The 16,435-nt window shown below is 64.8% G+C and carries 13 protein-coding genes; 4 read left to right on the top strand and 9 right to left on the bottom strand.

The genetic code is table 11. The features are described from left to right. The first annotated feature begins 39 nt into the window (after positions 1-39). The gene (accD, locus tag LAN37_11825) at positions 40-882 is read left to right on the top strand and encodes an acetyl-CoA carboxylase, carboxyltransferase subunit beta (protein ID MBZ5647897.1); all 843 of its coding nucleotides are present in this window, start codon (positions 40-42) and stop codon (positions 880-882) included. 15 nt (positions 883-897) lie between these two features. On the opposite strand, the gene rlmD is transcribed toward accD, so the two are convergent. The 9 genes from rlmD to rpe form a co-directional block, all read right to left on the bottom strand. Beyond that, positions 898-2,247 (bottom strand): 23S rRNA (uracil(1939)-C(5))-methyltransferase RlmD, encoded by a 1,350-nt coding sequence (rlmD, locus tag LAN37_11820; protein ID MBZ5647896.1) that lies wholly within the window; start codon positions 2,245-2,247, stop codon positions 898-900. Between the two features lie 70 nt (positions 2,248-2,317). Further along, positions 2,318-2,989 (bottom strand): hypothetical protein, encoded by a 672-nt coding sequence (locus tag LAN37_11815; GenBank protein ID MBZ5647895.1) that lies wholly within the window; start codon positions 2,987-2,989, stop codon positions 2,318-2,320. 132 nt (positions 2,990-3,121) lie between these two features. Continuing rightward, on the bottom strand, positions 3,122-3,955 hold the full coding sequence (locus LAN37_11810) for a type III pantothenate kinase (protein ID MBZ5647894.1): 834 nt from the start codon (positions 3,953-3,955) through the stop codon (positions 3,122-3,124). 38 nt (positions 3,956-3,993) lie between these two features. Then, complete coding sequence (locus LAN37_11805; protein ID MBZ5647893.1) at positions 3,994-4,980, bottom strand: biotin--[acetyl-CoA-carboxylase] ligase; 987 nt, start codon at positions 4,978-4,980, stop codon at positions 3,994-3,996. 205 nt (positions 4,981-5,185) lie between these two features. After that, entirely contained in the window at positions 5,186-6,064 is an 879-nt protein-coding gene (gene nadC / locus LAN37_11800) for a carboxylating nicotinate-nucleotide diphosphorylase (protein ID MBZ5647892.1), read from the bottom strand. 70 nt (positions 6,065-6,134) lie between these two features. Continuing rightward, positions 6,135-8,879: a valine--tRNA ligase gene (locus LAN37_11795; protein ID MBZ5647891.1), complete on the bottom strand. Its 2,745-nt coding sequence runs from the start codon at positions 8,877-8,879 to the stop codon at positions 6,135-6,137. A 130-nt stretch (positions 8,880-9,009) separates the two neighbouring features. After that, the gene (locus LAN37_11790; GenBank protein ID MBZ5647890.1) at positions 9,010-10,527 is read right to left on the bottom strand and encodes a response regulator; all 1,518 of its coding nucleotides are present in this window, start codon (positions 10,525-10,527) and stop codon (positions 9,010-9,012) included. A 177-nt stretch (positions 10,528-10,704) separates the two neighbouring features. Next, the gene (bamD, locus tag LAN37_11785) at positions 10,705-12,078 is read right to left on the bottom strand and encodes an outer membrane protein assembly factor BamD (GenBank protein MBZ5647889.1); all 1,374 of its coding nucleotides are present in this window, start codon (positions 12,076-12,078) and stop codon (positions 10,705-10,707) included. A 17-nt stretch (positions 12,079-12,095) separates the two neighbouring features. Next, on the bottom strand, positions 12,096-12,770 hold the full coding sequence (gene rpe, locus LAN37_11780; GenBank protein ID MBZ5647888.1) for a ribulose-phosphate 3-epimerase: 675 nt from the start codon (positions 12,768-12,770) through the stop codon (positions 12,096-12,098). A 189-nt stretch (positions 12,771-12,959) separates the two neighbouring features. Here rpe and LAN37_11775 point away from each other — a divergent pair, with 189 nt between their 5' ends. From LAN37_11775 to LAN37_11765, 3 genes are all read left to right on the top strand, one after another. Continuing rightward, positions 12,960-14,795, top strand: a complete 1,836-nt coding sequence (locus tag LAN37_11775; GenBank protein MBZ5647887.1) for a protein kinase — start codon at positions 12,960-12,962, stop codon at positions 14,793-14,795. Next, complete coding sequence (locus tag LAN37_11770; GenBank protein ID MBZ5647886.1) at positions 14,795-15,313, top strand: hypothetical protein; 519 nt, start codon at positions 14,795-14,797, stop codon at positions 15,311-15,313. The genes LAN37_11775 and LAN37_11770 overlap by 1 nt, the downstream gene beginning before the upstream one ends. 73 nt (positions 15,314-15,386) lie before the next feature. Further along, the gene (locus LAN37_11765) at positions 15,387-16,412 is read left to right on the top strand and encodes a PEGA domain-containing protein (GenBank protein MBZ5647885.1); all 1,026 of its coding nucleotides are present in this window, start codon (positions 15,387-15,389) and stop codon (positions 16,410-16,412) included. The last annotated feature ends 23 nt before the right edge of the window (positions 16,413-16,435 follow it).

Raw genomic sequence — 16,435 nt, 5'->3', positions numbered from 1 at the left:
TAACTGGGTACCGAGTACTGAGTACTAAGAACTTCTTTTATGGCCTGGTTCAAGCGCGAATCTTCCGAAATCAAACCCAGCGACGAGAAACGTGTCCGCACCGAGGGCCTGTGGGTCAAGTGCGACAAATGCCGCAAGATCATCTGGAAGAAGGACCTCGACGCCAATTACAACGTCTGCCCCAGCTGTGGACGTCACTTCCGCATCGACGCACGCACCCGGCTGGCGCTGCTGCTGGACGACGGGCAGTACCAGATGGATGACCTCGAACTGAGTTCCACCGACCCCCTCAAGTTCGTGGACGTGCGGCCCTACTCCGAGCGCCTGCGCCGCGCCCAGGAGGAGACGGGGCTGAAGGACGCGATCATCAACGCGCGCGGCAACCTCGACGGCCGGCCGGTGATCGTGAGCGCCATGGAGTACGCCTTCATCGGCGGTAGCATGGGCAGCGTGGTGGGCGAGGTCATCACCCGCGCCATCGAGCGCGCGACCGAGCAGCGCAAGCCGCTGATCATCGTTTCCGCTTCCGGCGGCGCGCGCATGATGGAGGGCGTCCTCAGCTTGATGCAGATGGTGAAGATCTCCGCCGCGTTGGCGCGTCTGGACCAGGCCAAGCTGCCCTACGTGTCCGTGCTCACCGATCCCACCACCGGCGGCGTGACCGCCAGCTACGCCATGCTCGGCGACCTGAACATCGCCGAGCCGGGAGCGCTTATCGGCTTCGCCGGACCGCGAGTGATCGAGCAGACCATCCGCCAGAAGCTCCCCGATGGCTTCCAGCGCAGCGAATTCCTGGTCGAGCACGGCATGCTCGACGCCGTAGTCCAGCGCAAGGACATGAAGCCCTTCATCTCCCGCGCCCTCAGCTTCATGTGCCACTGAACCAGCCAGCCCCCGTTATTTCAGCAGCTGAACGACTGATTCGAGGTGGTAGGTCTGCGGGAAGAGGTCGATGAAGTTGAGCTCGTCGATTCGCCAGCCGGCGGCGGCCAGCACGCGCAGGTCGCGCGCCAGAGTGGCGGGATTACAGGAGACGTAGGTGATTCGGGGAGTGCGCACTTGCGCCAGTACTTGCGCAGCAGCATCGCCCAGGCCAGCGCGTGGCGGATCAATGACCACGAGGTCGGCCTTCAGGCCGGGCGAGTTCTTGAGAAACAACTCCGTCCTGTCCTGCACAGGCGAAACGTTTGCCGGACCATTGCACTGCAGGTCGGACAACGACGATGGCGCAGATTCGACCGCGGTGACCTTATCGAAAGTAGCGGCCAGCGCAGTGGCGAACAGGCCGACGCCGGCGTAAAGATCGAGAGCCTTGCCGCCGGAACGGCCTTCGGTGACCAGTTCGACCAGCTTGTCGGTGAGGAAGCGGTTGGTCTGGAAGAACGATCCGCCGCTGACGCGGTACTTGGCCTTCGCGGTCTCGTAGGTGAGCACCTTGTCGCCGGCGGCCGCGAACGGACGCTCCCCGGCGGCCGAATCCAGATCATCCGCCGGCGAGCGCACCTGCCCCTGGTCGCGGTTGCCGCCGCGCTGTTCGAAGAAAAGCACGCCCGCGATCTCCGGCATCTTCTTCCGGAGATCGGCGGCAAACGCTTCGGCGGTCTCCTTTACCGGAGGCTGGGTTGCGAAGAAGGCAACGAGCATGCGGGTGTCGGCAGCGTCGGCGAAGAATTCGATCTCCACAAGTTGCACCGGGACCTGTCCTGCTCGGCCCAGCTCCCACACCGCTTCCAGCGCGCGGTTGATCAGCGGAGAACTGATGGGGCACTGCTCGACGGGCAAGAGGTCGTGCGTCCCGAGCCGGTAATAGCCGGCGGCGAATTCGGGCGCCGCGCGCAGACGCATCCGGGTGCGGTTGCGGTATCCCCAGGGGCTGGCGGAGTGAGCGCGGATCTCGCCCGTCCAATCGATCTTCGCGGTGCGGCGCAGGGTCTCGCGCAAGATGTCGGACTTGATCTGGAGCTGATGCTCGTAGGCGGCGTGCTGGTAGTGGCACCCACCGCAGCGGACGAAGTAGGGGCAACGCGGCTCGATCCGATGGGGCGAGGCGGAGACGACGCTGTCGAGTTCGGCGCGCGCAAAGCCGGGACGCTGCTCGGTGAGGTGCGCATGCACGCGCTCTCCGGGAAGCGCGAAGGGGAGAAACACGGCCTTGCCCTTGCCGTGCTCATCCGCGGGCAAGCGGGCGAGGGCTTCGCCGCCGTAAACCATCTTGTCGATCGTCAATTCCATCAGGGTCGTGATCATAGGGGTCCTTCGACTCGCTCGCCAAGACGGGCGCGCTCGCTCAGGATGACACCGGAGAAATCCATCAGGGTCACATGTAGAACAGGCTCAGGCGCGGCACCTTGTGTTTCTCCAGGAGGCGTTTGTGGACGAACTGCTTGTGCAACTGCTCGATCTGGGGCGCAGTCATGTTGCGGCGGTAGGGCGCGATCTCGCGGTCGGCTTCGGTACGCACGGAGACGAGTTCCTCGTCGGGGGTGGCGGCGAGGAGCAGCGCAAAGAGCTTCTCCTCGATCACAGTGAGGCGGCGCTCGAGATCCTCGAGGTTTGACTTCGATGGCGCGAGGCCCTCGGCGAGCGCGCGCAGCGTTCCCGCAGCTTCCTTTCCGGCCGGGCCGAGTTCGGCGATGCGTTCGAGATGCGCAGCGTTCTTCGTGAGGTAGGCTGTGATCTCCGGCACGTCGAAGCCGGAGGGCTTTTCGGCACGCGTCGCGCCGACAGCCGCCTCTTTCATGTCCTCGACGGCGGCGAGCACCTCCTGCGAGCAGTAGGCCAGGGAATTGATCTTGCGCGTCCTGGAAGGGCGGGCGTCGTAGCGGTCGAAAGCGGCGTCAATGCCGCGCCGCACCGCCTCGATCGGGATGCCCGCGTCCTTCCAGGTCTCGATCAGAGCCCAGTCGAGGGTCGAGAGCAGCAAAGCGCCGCCGCGGCGGCGCTGGAAGTGCTCCTCGATCTCGGTGAAGTAGTTGAAGTAGTTTTCCATGGTAAACGCGAGAGAAGTCTAACAGGCAGGTCGCGGGCCGGAGGTCTTGGGTAGTGGGCGAGCGCAGCGAGCAATCAGCATTCAGCCCCTAAACGTCGCCGGCTGAGTGTTGACTGTTGACTGCGACTTCGATCAGCTCCGAGCCTTCTTTTTCTTTGCCTCCGCGGCTTCGGCGGTTTTCTTCTTCGCGTTGCGCTCCCAGATGATGCGCAGTCCGTCGAGCGTAAGGAAGTCGTCCACGGTGGAGATGTATCTCGATTCGTTGCCGATCAGGGCTGCGAGGCCGCCGGTGGCCACGACCTTGGTTTCCTGGCCCATCTCGGAGACCAGGCGCTCGAGGATGCCATCCACCAGCGCGAGGTAGCCGTAGAAGAGGCCGGACTGGAGGCTGCCGACGGTGTTGCTGCCGATGATGCGCTCGGGACGGCGGATGTCCACGCGGGGCAGGCGCGCAGTGCGCGCAAACAGCGCCTCGGCGGAAATGCCGATGCCGGGAGAGATCACGCCGCCGAGGTACTCGCCTTTGCGGGAGACACAGTCAAAGGTGGTGGCGGTGCCGAAATCCACGACGATGCAGGGGCCGCCATACTTTTCGAAGGCGGCGACGCCGTTGACGATGCGGTCGGCGCCGACCTCCTGCGGATTGTCGTAATGGATTGGCATGCCGGTCTTAACGCCGGGCTCGACGAACAAGGGCTTGCAGCCGAAGTAGCTCTGGCAGACCTCGCGCAAGGTGCTGTCGAGCGGGGGCACAACGGAGGAGACGATGATGCCGTCGATGGCGGAGGGCTCGAGGTCGGCCATGGCGAAGAGGTTGCGCAGCAGGACCCCGTACTCGTCCACCGTCTGGGTGCGGTTGGTGCCCAGTCGCCAATGGGCGACGAGCTTGGTGTATCCGCCATCGCCCGCGGGGCGAAAGACGCCTGCGACGGTGTTGGTGTTGCCGACATCGAGGACGAAGAGCATAAAAGTCAATATCCGCGGTCGAGAGCGGCCGCGCTCCGTCAGATCTCCCGCACGCCTCCGGAGAGCACGGTGCGCAGGCCATCGCGCGCCTTCACCAGCAGGAAGCCGCGGTCGTCGAGGCCGGAGGTAACACCTTCGAACCCGCCGTTCTCCTCCACGTGCACCCGCTTGCCACGGGCGTAGGAGGAACGGTCCTCGAAGCGGCGGATGATGGTCATGGCGGCCTCGGGCGGCGCCGGGCCCACGCCCGTGCGCTGCGGCAACAGCATGCGGAATTCGTGGTCGAGGGATTTTAGCAGAGAGGCCGCCACTTCCACGCGGGACCAAGTACGACCGGTCTCGCGGCGCAGCGAGGTTGCGGTCTCCTCGAGGTCGGCGGGGAAGCGCTGCTGGTTCACGTTGATGCCGATGCCCATGACGACGTAGCGCACGCGCGTGGGCTCGGCATTCATCTCGGTCAAGATGCCGCAGAATTTCTTGTTGCCGAGGAGCACGTCGTTGGGCCAGCGCAGGTCGGGGCGGACGCCGGTGACCTGCTCGATCGCCTGCTGCACCGCCAAGCCTGCCCCTAGGGACAGCACAAGGACGTCGCTCGGGGGAACATCGGGCCGCAGGAGAACGGAGCAGTAGATGCCGGCGGATTTTTCCGAATGCCAGGAGTGGCCGCCGCGGCCGCGCCCGGCGGTCTGTTCCTCAGCGAGGAACGTGCTTCCTTCCGGCTCGCCCTCGGCAGCGGCCTGCATGGCGGCGACGTTCGTCGATCCCACGCGGAAGTAGTGCTGGATGTTTCTGGCAAACAACGTGCCCTTGACCAGGGGGGCGATGAACTCCGGGAGCAGCAGGTCAGGGACGGCCTCGAGGCGGTATCCGGTGGCGGGGTGGCCGACGATCTGGACGCCCAGGCCGCGGAGCTGCTGCACGAAGCGCCACACGGCGGAACGGCTGATGCCAAGCTCCTCCGCCAGCTTCGTGCCGCTCACGACGACCGTGGCGTGGTCGGCGAGCAAGCGAATGATGCGGCCCATCGTGCCGTCTGTCGGAGTATCGGGGCCGGGTGCGGCTTCGCGGGATGGCCTGGATTTCGCGATGGGGGGATTATCCGTGAGCGGGAGGAGAAACAACAACCCAATTAACCGCGGAAGACGTAGAGATCGCGGAGAAATGCTTGGGCGGGTAGGGGGCCTTGAGTTCGACAGCCGCGCTGCTTCGCTCAGGATGACACCAGGAACATCAGGCGGGCATGACGCGCAGGCTCATGTCCACAGCGGGGGCGGAGTGGGTCAGGGCGCCCACGGAGATGTAATCCACGCCGGTTTCGGCGAAGGCGCGGACGTTCTCCAGCGTGATGCCACCGGAGGCCTCCAGCGGGACGCGGCGCGAGTGGCGCTGCACGCGCTCGACGGCAGCGCGCACTGTCTCGGGAATCATGTTGTCGAGCAGGATGGCCTCGGCGCCATGCTCCAGGGCTTGCCCGAGCTCCTCCAGAGAACGAACTTCGATCTCAATGGGCTGCTCGCCGCGACGGTTGCGGTGAGCCTCTTCCAGCGCCGGGACGATCCCGCCGGCCAGCGCGATGTGGTTGTTCTTGATGAGGACGCCGTCGGAGAGGTCGAGGCGGTGATTGAAGCCGCCACCACAGGTGACCGCGTACTTGTCGAGCAGGCGCAGGCCGGGGACGGTCTTGCGGGTATCGAGGATACGCGCGTGGGTGCCGGCGATGGCGTCCACGAAGCGCCGGGTCAAGGTCGCGATGCCGCTCAGGCGCTGGAGGACGTTGAGCAGCACGCGCTCGCAGGAGAGGATGATGCGGGCGTTGTGGCGGATGACGGCGATGCTCTGGCCCTTGTGCAGACGGACGCCATCGAAGATCTCGGGATGACTGGTGACTTCGGCGTACGAAACGACAGTACCGTCGAGGTTGGCGAAGACGTCGAAGATGCGCGCGACTACACCGAGTCCGGCGAGCACGCAGTCCTGCTTGGCGAGGACGGTGGCGGTGGCGCGCTGGTGTGGGTCGATGCAGGCGTAGGTGGTGGAGTCGCGCGTGGCGCTATCTTCGCGGAGCGCGTTCTCCAGAATCACGGTGATGCGGCGGCTGTTCCAGTCCATAAAGAAGTACCCAGTACCTGGTACTCAGCACTCAGTACACTTCAAAATCTACCAAAGCATCGCGACCGATTCATTTCTTGACCGGGGCATCGGGGTTCCCGCCGCCGAAGCCGAGGACTTTGAGACCGTCACGGACTTTTACGACCAGCACCTCCAGCTCCGCCAGGCGTTTGCGCATACCTTCGATCACGTTGGCTGGAGCTTTGGCGAGGAACTGCTCGTTCTGCAGTTGCTTCTGCAGGCGCGCCATCTCGCCTTCAATGTGGGCCAGCTCCTTCTGCAGGCGGTGGCGCTCGGCGGCGATGTCGATCTTCTGCTCGTAAACGACGGCGAGGTCGAAGCGGGCGGTGGAGCGCGCGCCAGTCTCCTTGGCGAGGTGGGTGGAGACGAACTCGACGCCCTCGACGTTGGCCAGCTTCTCGATGGCGGTGCGGTTCTGGCGGATGAGCGTCTGCACCTGCGCGTCGCCGAAGACCCTGATGGGGACGCGGGCCTTGGTCTCGATCTTCAGCTCGGCGCGGATGTTGCGCACGCTGACGATGAGGTCCTGGAGGATGGCCATCTCGGTCTCGGCGGCGTCGTCGATGCGGGAGACGTCGGCTTGCGGATAGGCTGCCAGGGCAATGGATTTCAGCGGCGGCTTGCCGTCGTACACGGCGTGCCAGAGCTCCTCGGTGATGAACGGCATGAACGGCGATAACAGGCGCAGCGCCCCTTCAAAGATGGTCATCAGGTTGAAGAAGGCGGTGCGCGCGGTGCCGCGGTCGCTGTCGGACAGGCGCAGCTTGATGATCTCGATGTACCAATCGCAGAACTCAGCCCAGAAGAAGTCGTAGACCTCGTGCGCGGCCTCGTGGAACCGGTAGGCGCGCAGGGCTTCGTCGACCTCCCGGACGGTCCGGTGGAAGCGGGAGAAGATCCATCGGTCCTCAAGGGTCGCCGCCGCGTTGGCGGGGCTGCTGGCCGGGAACTCGTGCAGGGACCACACGCCGGCCTGCTCGGCGCGGTCCACATTGAGGAAGATGAAGCGGGCCGCGTTCCAGATCTTGTTGGCGAAGTTGCGGTAGCCCTCGGTGCGCTCCGGCGCAAACGCGATGTCGGTGCCGGGGGCTGCCATGGAGGCCAGGGTGAAGCGCACGGCATCGGTACCGTACTTTTCGATGACCTCGATCGGGTCCATGACGTTGCCCTTGGTCTTCGACATCTTCTGGCGTTCGGCGTCGCGGACCAGCGCGTGGATGTATACGTGGCGGAAGGGGACCGAGCCGTGCTTGTGTCCTTCCATGAAGTGGCAGTTCAGCATGATCATGCGCGCCACCCAGAAGAACAGGATGTCGAATCCCGTGATCAGCAGCGAGGTCGGATAGAAGGCGTCGAGGTCCGGTGTTTTGTCGGGCCAGCCGAGGGCCGACATGGGCAGCAGGCCAGAGGAGAACCAGGTATCCAGCACGTCCTGGTCCTGCTCCAGGCGCGAGCCGCCGCACTTCTCGCACTTGGCTGGCGTCTCGCGGGCCACGATGACGTTGCGGCAGGCCGGGCAGTGCCACGCCGGGATGCGGTGCCCCCACCAGAGCTGGCGCGAGATGCACCAGTCGTAGATGTTGCGCATCCAGTTCAGGTACACCGCCTTGTAGTTCTCGGGAACGAAGCGGACCTGTGAGTCCTCACCCTCGACCACTGCGATCGCCTTCTTCGCGAGTGGCTCGATCTTCACGAACCACTGGGTGGAGAGGCGTGGCTCGACAATGGTCTTGCAGCGGTCGCACTTGCCCAGGGGCACGAGATAATCCTTGGTGCGGACGAGCAGGCCCTGCTGCTCTAGGTCGTGGATGATGCGCCGACGCGCCTCGAAGCGGTCGAGCCCGGCGTATGGCCCGGCGTTCTCATTCATGTGCGCCGTCTCATCCATGACGTCGACCTGCGGCAGCATGTGCCGCAGCCCGGCCTCGAAGTCGTTGGGATCATGTGCCGGCGTGACCTTCACCGCGCCGGTACCGAACTCGGGCTTGGCGAGGTCGTCGGTGATGATGGGAATCCCGCGGTTCATGAGCGGCAGGCGGACGGTCTTGCCGTGCAGATGCTGGTAGCGCGGGTCCTTTTCGTTCACCGCAACCGCGGTGTCGCCCAGCATGGTCTCCGGCCGGGTGGTGGCCACGACGACCGATTCGCCCCCCCCGACGACCGGGTAGCGGATCTCATAGAGCTTGCCCTGGGTTTCTTCGTGCACGACCTCGAGGTCACTGATGGCGGTCATGCAGCGCGGGCACCAGTTGACGATGTACTTGCCGCGGTAGATCAGGCCTTCTTCGTAGAGGCGTACGAACGCTTCCCGGACGGCGCGGGTGAGGCGGTCGTCCATGGTGAAGTATTCGCGGCTCCAGTCCACGGAGGTGCCCAGGCGTTTCATCTGGCCGAGGATGGCGCCCCCGTAGTGCTCGCGCCACTGCCAGACGCGCTCGATGAACTTCCCGCGACCCATCTCGCGGCGTTTCACGCCCTCGCTGGCGAGCTGGCGTTCGACCAGCATCTGGGTGGCGATGCCGGCATGATCGGTGCCCGGCAGCCACAGGGCCTGGTAGCCGCGCATGCGCTGCCAGCGCACCGTGATGTCGCTCTCGGTGTGTTCCAGCATGTGTCCCATGTGGAGGAAGCCGGTGACGTTGGGCGGCGGAAGAAGCAGAGTGAAAACCCGCGGCGCCTGGCCCGACGTCGCACCGGGGAGGGCGGCATGGAAGAGCTTTTCGTTCACCCAGTACTCCGCCCAGCGCGCCTCGATGGCGCCCGGGTCGTACGCTTTGGGTAAATCGTGTGGCATGCAATGGGATCCGCGTGCTCTGAGGTAATCCTCGATATTACCAAACCGGCCGCCAGCCACCGGCCATCGGCCGTCACACAAAAAAATAAAGGGCGCGATGGCACGCGCCCTGCTGGCTGATCGCCGATAGCTACTTCTTCATCATCGCTTCCAGTTCCCTGGCGATTTCGGCGGCGAGATCGGGCTTCATGCGCTCCACCACACGATGCACGATGTCGGCGATGACATTCGGGGCGAGTGCCTGAGTGAGCTCGCCCGGCGGGGGAGCGACGGCGGCGGCGACCTGGGGCTCGACGGAAGCACCGACTGCGGCGGCCATGGCTGCGGCGAGCGCGTGGTCGGGCACGTTTTCCTGGACTGGCTCAGGCGGCGGGGGCGCGACGGGCGCCGGCTCGGCCGCTGCTTCCACGTGTGGTGTGGTATCCAGCGGGAGGTTTTCGACCGCTTTTTGCATTTGCGCGATCAGGGCAGCCGTGTCCCGGCCCATGGCCTCGGCTTCGGCAGCAGGTGCGGGGGCCATCGCGGACTCCGATTCGGCGACCGGCGCAGGAGGCTCTTCGTAGCCTGCCATAGCAGCAGCCACGCGCGCCTCGAAGTCGGCGTCGACGGAGACAGAGGCAGCCGCTTCCGCCTCTTCCACGGGAGCTTCTGCGGCCGGAGCCTGGCTGTCGGCATACAGCCCGGGCATCTCCGACGCTAGCCCGACAGGAATGGGCTCGGCGCCCTCTACCCCAAATTTGGTGGCGAACTTGGAGAGCTCGTCGCTGTCGGTGACCAGGCTGGGGTCGCGGCCGGAAGAGACGGAAACCGCTTCCTGGCTGACGGTGGGCTCGAAGCCCGGCGCAGGCGCGTGCTCGACCTCGACGGGTTGCGGCGCGGAGGTAAATTCGATCTCGTGCGGGGCAGCGGCCGGAGCTACTTCTTCTACGATGGAAGCGGTGGCCGCGGCCTCTGCCTGCAGAGGAGCGGGCATTTCGGCGGTGGTGCGCGCCGCCGGCGTGTGTGCTACCACTTGCGCTGGGGGCGTGATGGCAGCAGTAGTGCGCACGGCGGGAGGCGGCTCAATGGGCTGCGTATCGGATGGAGCAACCGTAGCCGCCTCCGGTCCCTCCAGAGATTCCATGCCGAAAGCGGGCTCAGCCCCCATTGCCTCGGGCACGGCGGTCTTCTCGGTGGGACGAACTTCTTCTTCTTCGACGGGCGTCTCCGGAGCCGAAACCTTCCACTCCTCGTAAGAGGCGTCCTGGAATTCTTCGACGGGAATCTTGACCGTGGCTTCTTGTTCGGGAGCGGCTCGCGCCACGGGGGCGGCGAGCTTTCCCTCGATCCTCTTGACCGCAGCGAGAAGTTCCGAAGCCTCAAATGGTTTCACGATCAGGCCGTCGGCGCCCGCGCGAGTGCCCTCTTCCGGCTTAAAGGGCTCCATCTTTCCCACCGTAAGCAGGACCGGGAGGTGCGCGGTCTCCTGGGCCTTCTTGACGCGCTCGCACACCTCCACGCCACTGTAGCCGGGCATGAAGACATCGAGCACGGCCAGATCGGGCTTGCATTCAGCGATCTTCTTGACCGCTTGGGCGCCGTTGCTGACGGCGACCACCTCGTAGCCAGCTTCGGTGAGGATCTTCTTGCCCAGGTTTTGGGCCGTCATACTGTCATCGGCGAGTAGGATCTTTAGCGCCACGGGGATTCCTTGACCGGGGAGAGGTGCGGAACAAAAGTTACTGTTAGTGGATAGGTAAAGTCAATCAAAAGTGCGGGTTGGCGTGCTCGGCAAGTTCCCGGAAGGGACGCGCCGGACGGCCCCGAATCCGCCCGGCGGGCCGCTTCAGAAGGGGATGAGCTTGCGTAATCCTTTCTTGCTCTTCTTCTTACTCGAGGATTCGTTCTTATCCTTGTCCTTGGCGTCCTTGTCCTTGCTCGAATCCTGCGGCGCCGATGCCGTGGAGGAAGAATCCGTACCGGAAGCGGCGTCGTTCACCTGTCTCGGGGGAGGCGCCGCCTCGTTGACTTGGGGGGGAGGAGGCGGCGGAGGCTGGGAAACGGCTCCGGCATCGGTGCGCGGCGCTGGCTCGTTTGGACCTGGCGCCGCAGTGGAATCGGTCCCGACCGCCACTGCGTGGGACCCGCCTTCCGTGGGCTTGCGATACCCCTCCACCATCAAGTCGTTGATATTGCGAGCGACATCCGGTGCGCTGGTCTGCTTCGGATCGACCAGGGTCGGCTCGCCTACCTTGGTGGCGAGCGAAACATCAGGCGGACGGTGGAGATTGCTCATCAACCTGCCGAAGCGGCCGGTCTGCGTTCGGCTCTCCTCCTCCGCCTTGTTCTGCGCGATGGCCTCAGGCGTGGGCGTGGGCACGGACACGTGCATGGCTTCGAGGCGCCGCTTGGCATCCTCGGCGCGCGCCGTTATCGGGTAGCGGGTGATGATGCGCGAGTACGCCTCCTGGGCCTTCTTCGTGAAGTCCTGGATTACGAGGCCCTTGGCGGCCTCGGGGAGCCTTAGCCCGCGTGAAGCCTCCGCCTGAAACTCGTAGATCTGTCCCAGGGTGTACAGAGCGTCTTCGGCGCCGCTGTACAGAGGATAAGTGTCCGTGAGCGACTTGAGACGCGCGATGGCGGCGGAATGATTCATCCGCATGTAGTAGAAGCGCCCGATGCGGTATTCGCGGTCGGCGAGCACTTCCTGGACTTCGAGCAGGCGCTGCTTGGCTTCCGGCACGAGCTTGCTGTCGGGGAATTGAAGCAGGAGTTGCTTGTACTCGTCTTCGGCGCGTTTGGCGTGGGTGAAGTCGCGGTCCGCCTTCTCCATCTGTTTGTAGTGGATATTGGCCACTTTGAGTTGGGCCTCGGCGGCTTCCGGCATGTTGGGGAAGAAGGTGATGAAGTCCTTGTACTCGATCTCGGCCTGGGCCAGGCCGGCGGTGCCGCCCTCGTTGTACCAGCTGTCGCCGATGGCCAGCTTGGCGCGGGCGACGTACTCCGAGTCGGGATAGGTGTTGATCAGCGTCTGCAGGGTCATGCGCGCCACATCGTACTTGTGCTCGTTGAGGGTCTGCATGGCGCGATCGAAAAGTACCTTATCGGGCTGCTTGGAATCGACGTTGGCGATGGGGTTTTGGACCTTGCTCTTGTGGCAGCCGGCCAGTGCGATGGCCAACAGGAGCAAAGGAAGCGCGAGAACAAGACGTTTCAGCATGACCCTACCTCGGAATCCTAGACACGTTGGAGCGTAGCCTCAGTGGCGGCCTTCAGCAACCGGCGCGCATTCTCAGTGGCATTCCCTTTGCCGAAGACGGCATTGCCGGCGACCAGGACCTCGGCCCCGGCGCGCACAACATCAGCGATCGTATCCAACCCGATGCCGCCATCGACCTCGATGCGGAAGTTCGCTCCCCGGGCGTTGCGCATGGTGACCAGCTTGCGGATCTTCTCGAGCGATCCGGGGATGAATTTCTGCCCTCCGAATCCGGGGTTCACCGACATGACGAGGACGAAGTCCACCATGTCGAGGACCTCGCCGAGCGTCTGCACCGGTGTCGCCGGGTTGATCACGACGCCAACCCGAGCACCGCGCACGCGGATCAGATCGAGCGTGCGGTGCAGGTGCCGGCATGCCTCCTGGTGGACCGAGATCCAGTCGGCGCCTGCATCCACAAACCCCGGAATAAAGAGATCCGGGTTCTCGATCATCAGGTGAACGTCGAGCGGGACATCGGTCACCTTGCGGAGCGAGGCCACGACTGGGGGGCCGATGGTGATGTTGGGCACGAAGTGGCCGTCCATCACATCCACGTGCAGCAGGGTGGCGCCACCCTGCACCGCAGCCTGGGCTTCCTCGCCCAAGCGCGCAAAATCGGCGGAAAGTATCGAAGGCGCTAGCTCAACCAAATCGGGGCTTCTCGCAAACAGACGTGCCCAAATTGTAACAGTAGAGCGCAGCGGTTGCGAGTCGGAGCGCGCAATTATCAGCCAGACGAAGGCCCCGCATTTCCTTCGTAACCTCATCCAGACATTTTCCCGCCCAGCGGCTTCTGTTCCGCGATAACATTCGGCACACTCCGCCCCGGAACGAAGCACATGAAGTATTGCGAGACTTGCAACGCGACGTATCCCACCGGCTTCAACACGTGTCCCAAGGACCAGACGGTGCTGCGGGTCGCGTCGGACCTGATGCCCGGGCTGACGATACGCGACAAGTACCAGATCATGGAGAAGATCGGCGCGGGCGGCATGGCCACCGTCTACCGGGTAAAGCACCTGGCCTTCAACGAGGAGCGGGCCATCAAGGTCGTCAGCAGCAAGCTGATGGACGACCCGAACTTCATCAAGCGGTTCCGTACCGAGGCGGTGGTCACGCGCAAGCTGCAACACCCGAACGCGGTGCGGGTGGACGATCTGGACACCACCGAAGATGGCCGGCTGTTCATGGTCATGGAATACGTGAGGGGACGCGACCTGCGGTCGGTGATCCAAAGTTCCGGGCCGCTGCCGCTCGATCGCACGCTGCACGTCACCTGGCAGGTGGCGTCGGCGCTGGCGACGGCGCACCAGATGGGCATCACGCACCGAGACATCAAGCCGGACAACATCCTGTTGGTCTCGCAGGCAGGCAAGGACCTGGTGAAAGTCCTGGATTTCGGTATCGCCAAGGTAAGGGAAGGGGCGATGGACGTGGGCGGCGGATATACGGCGACGCAAACGGGGATGGTGGTCGGGACGCCTCAATACATCTCGCCGGAGCAGGCCATGGGCCGGAGCGGCGACCAGATCGATGGCCGCGCCGACCTCTACTCGCTGGGTGTGGTGATCTACGAAATGCTGACCGGCAAGCAGCCCTTCGAGTCCGATACGGCGATGGGACTGCTGATGCACCACCTGCAGACCGTGCCGCCGCCGCCGCATCTGCTGCGTCCGGACCTCAACATCCCACCCGCGATCTCAAAGGTGCTGATGAAGGCGCTGGAGAAGGATCCAGCGGAGCGGTTTCAGAACGCGAACGAGATGCTGGAGGCGCTGGCGGCGGCGAAGAAACAGGCGGTCGCGCAGACCGGCATCGCCACGAAAGTGATAACGCCGACGGTCATGGCGGCGACAAGCATTCCGGTTCCGGACAGCACGGCCACAATGCCGATGAGCGCCACTTCGACGCCGACATATACGCCGACGGTCGCGGCGGCGGTGCTTTCGCCCACGGCGGCGGCGCCGAAATACGCGCCAGTTCCGGTGGACGAGACGGTTGCGATCGCCCCGCCACGAAAGACACCGGCTCCCGCACCGCGAGTAGCGCCGAGGGCGGCGCCGCCGGCAGCGGACGGGCGGCGCTGGCTGGTTCCGCTGGTGGTCGCCGTCCTGGTGGCGGGTGGGCTGGCCGTAGTCGCCCACCAGCGGCAGAAGGCGTCTGCCGCGGCCCCTGCGCCGGTGGTCCAGCAGGTGGTCAATCCTGCCGAACCCGCACCCGAGCCGACGCCAGCGGTCCAGCAGACTGCGGCGCCGGCGCAGCAGAATGCAGCCGCAAACCCGGACAAGCCACGGCGTCCAGCGCACGAGAAACCCGCGTCCGAGGCAGCGTCAAAGCGGGAGCAGCACACGTCTGCTCCGGACAGGCCATCGATGGATGCGAGCGCAACGGCGCCCGCGCCGCAGCAGCAGAGGATGGATCCGGGAGTGAATCGTCTGCTGACGATCGGGAAGCAGCAGTACGACAACGGCAAGTATGGCCAGGCGATGGCCACTTTCCGCTCTGCGCTGGAGCTGGATCCGAACAATGAGTGGGCCAAGCGCGGTATCGAGGCCTGCAAGCGAGCAAGGCAGCAGCAGTCGGAGCAGATCCTGCAGAGCGACCAGGCGCAGAGCCAACAAAGCGATCAACAAGGGAACCAGAACGTTCCCCGCTGGCGGCGCAGACGCGAGTGATGGGCTCCGACGAGTATCCAGCACCGCAGATAGCGGCTACTTCGCTGACTCAGCCCACGCAGATCGCGGTGGCGACGGCGCACCTCCCGGCTCCGGCGAAGACGTCGCCTGCCGGGCTTTGGGTGTTGGTCGGTGTGGCGGTGGTGATAGCGCTGGTGGGGGGCTACTTCGTTGTGGGCAGGCGCGCACCACAGGGCAGCTCGAACGCGGGAGGTGCTCCAGCTCCGATGGAAGCGGCCCGCCCGGCGCCACAACCATCGACACCAAAGGTCGAGACGCCAGCCGTAGCGCCGTCGGAGGCGCAACCCGACACTCACAAAGCTCCGCATGACCGTCGCGTGCGGGAGCTGGTCGCCACCGGTCGACGGCATCTGGACAGTGGCGAGTACGACCTCGCGATCCGCGATCTGCGCGAGGCGCTGGGACTCGAGCCGGGCGACGCGGCAGCACAGGCACAGTTGAAGCGTGCGGAACAGGCCAAGCGCACCGAGGATCAAGTGCTGGGGCGGAAACATTAGCCGCCTGCGCAGAACTTTTCTTGAAGAGATGCGTTACCATCTCCGGAACAGCCTTCCGGGCAAAGCCATGAAAATGCAGCGTACGATCGCGATCGCGTTCCTTCTTGCGGCGCTGAGCGCAGCCGCGCAGGACCAATCTTCCAACCAGCAGCCGAACCGACCGGGAGGGCGCGGGGGCATGCACGCGATGGGGAACCCGCCAAAGGCGGTGACCCATAACGGACATCCCGCGCTCGAGTACGGGGGCAATCAAGGCTGGGGCGTCTACATCGAGTATTTCACCCGGCAGGGTGAGCCTGCCCTGGGCTTCAGCATGGCCCAGGAGCAGTGCCAGGGGCACGTGTACGTCACGCGGACACGGATCAGCGGGGATTTTCACGGCACGTCCTGCGAGAGCTTCGATGTGGCACGCAATGGAGCCACCGCTGAAAAACTGCCAGGGAAGGTGGTGCTGACTGCCGGCTCGTCGACATACGCGCTGGAACCGCTGACGGAGCGGGGAGACGAGCGGCGCGCCGTGCTCCGGATGGGAGCGAGTGCCGAATTCCTGGTGCGGTCCGTCAAGAATTTCGACAAGGTGCTGGCGAACGTGCACCGGTTGGGAACCGAGGCCCAGGCACAGGCCTCCGGGCAAAGCGCCCAGCAAGCGCCGACGGACAGCTCAAAACCACAACCCGCGCGTGATCTGCGGGGGAGCATTACGATCACCAGCGACCCAGGAGACGTGCAGGTATACATCAACGACGAGCCGCGGGGGATGACCAGCGCCGAGGGGCGCGAGGTGCTGCGACTGCCGGCGGGCACCTACAAGCTGCGCATCAGTCTCCCCGGTTTCAAAGATTTCCAGCAGGAGGTCCGCCTGGTTTCGGGCAAGAACCTGGAAGTGACGGCCAAACTGGAGACGGCCGGGCCGCCGCCATTCACCGCCGGCGATGTGGCCGAGATGCTGCAGGGAAAGATGTCGCCCAAGCGGGTGGCGTCGCTGGTGCAGGAACGAGGCGTGGACTTCGAACTCAACCCCGACCTGGAGAAACGCCTTCGCGGCCTGGGGGCCTCCGGCGACCTGCTGCTGGCCATCGCCACCAATAAGAAGAAGTAGCCGCACCAACTGCTTCCGCTGCG

It is taken from the genome of Terriglobia bacterium (assembly GCA_020073495.1).
In the GTDB taxonomy this organism is placed as follows: Bacteria; Acidobacteriota; Terriglobia; order Terriglobales; family Acidobacteriaceae; genus JAIQFD01.
This window is presented reverse-complemented; position numbering and strand designations above follow the sequence as displayed.

Bases quoted from the DNA above. Each gene is read 5' to 3' on its own strand.
- accD (MBZ5647897.1), top strand. From the start codon at position 40: ATGGCCTGGTTCAAGCGCGAATCTTCCGAAATCAAACCCAGCGACGAG.
- rlmD (MBZ5647896.1), bottom strand. From the start codon at position 2,247: ATGATCACGACCCTGATGGAATTGACGATCGACAAGATGGTTTACGGC.
- LAN37_11815 (MBZ5647895.1), bottom strand. From the start codon at position 2,989: ATGGAAAACTACTTCAACTACTTCACCGAGATCGAGGAGCACTTCCAG.
- LAN37_11810 (MBZ5647894.1), bottom strand. From the start codon at position 3,955: ATGCTCTTCGTCCTCGATGTCGGCAACACCAACACCGTCGCAGGCGTC.
- LAN37_11805 (MBZ5647893.1), bottom strand. From the start codon at position 4,980: ATGGGCCGCATCATTCGCTTGCTCGCCGACCACGCCACGGTCGTCGTG.
- nadC (MBZ5647892.1), bottom strand. From the start codon at position 6,064: ATGGACTGGAACAGCCGCCGCATCACCGTGATTCTGGAGAACGCGCTC.
- LAN37_11795 (MBZ5647891.1), bottom strand. From the start codon at position 8,879: ATGCCACACGATTTACCCAAAGCGTACGACCCGGGCGCCATCGAGGCG.
- LAN37_11790 (MBZ5647890.1), bottom strand. From the start codon at position 10,527: ATGACGGCCCAAAACCTGGGCAAGAAGATCCTCACCGAAGCTGGCTAC.
- bamD (MBZ5647889.1), bottom strand. From the start codon at position 12,078: ATGCTGAAACGTCTTGTTCTCGCGCTTCCTTTGCTCCTGTTGGCCATC.
- LAN37_11775 (MBZ5647887.1), top strand. From the start codon at position 12,960: ATGAAGTATTGCGAGACTTGCAACGCGACGTATCCCACCGGCTTCAAC.
- LAN37_11770 (MBZ5647886.1), top strand. From the start codon at position 14,795: ATGGGCTCCGACGAGTATCCAGCACCGCAGATAGCGGCTACTTCGCTG.
- LAN37_11765 (MBZ5647885.1), top strand. From the start codon at position 15,387: ATGCAGCGTACGATCGCGATCGCGTTCCTTCTTGCGGCGCTGAGCGCA.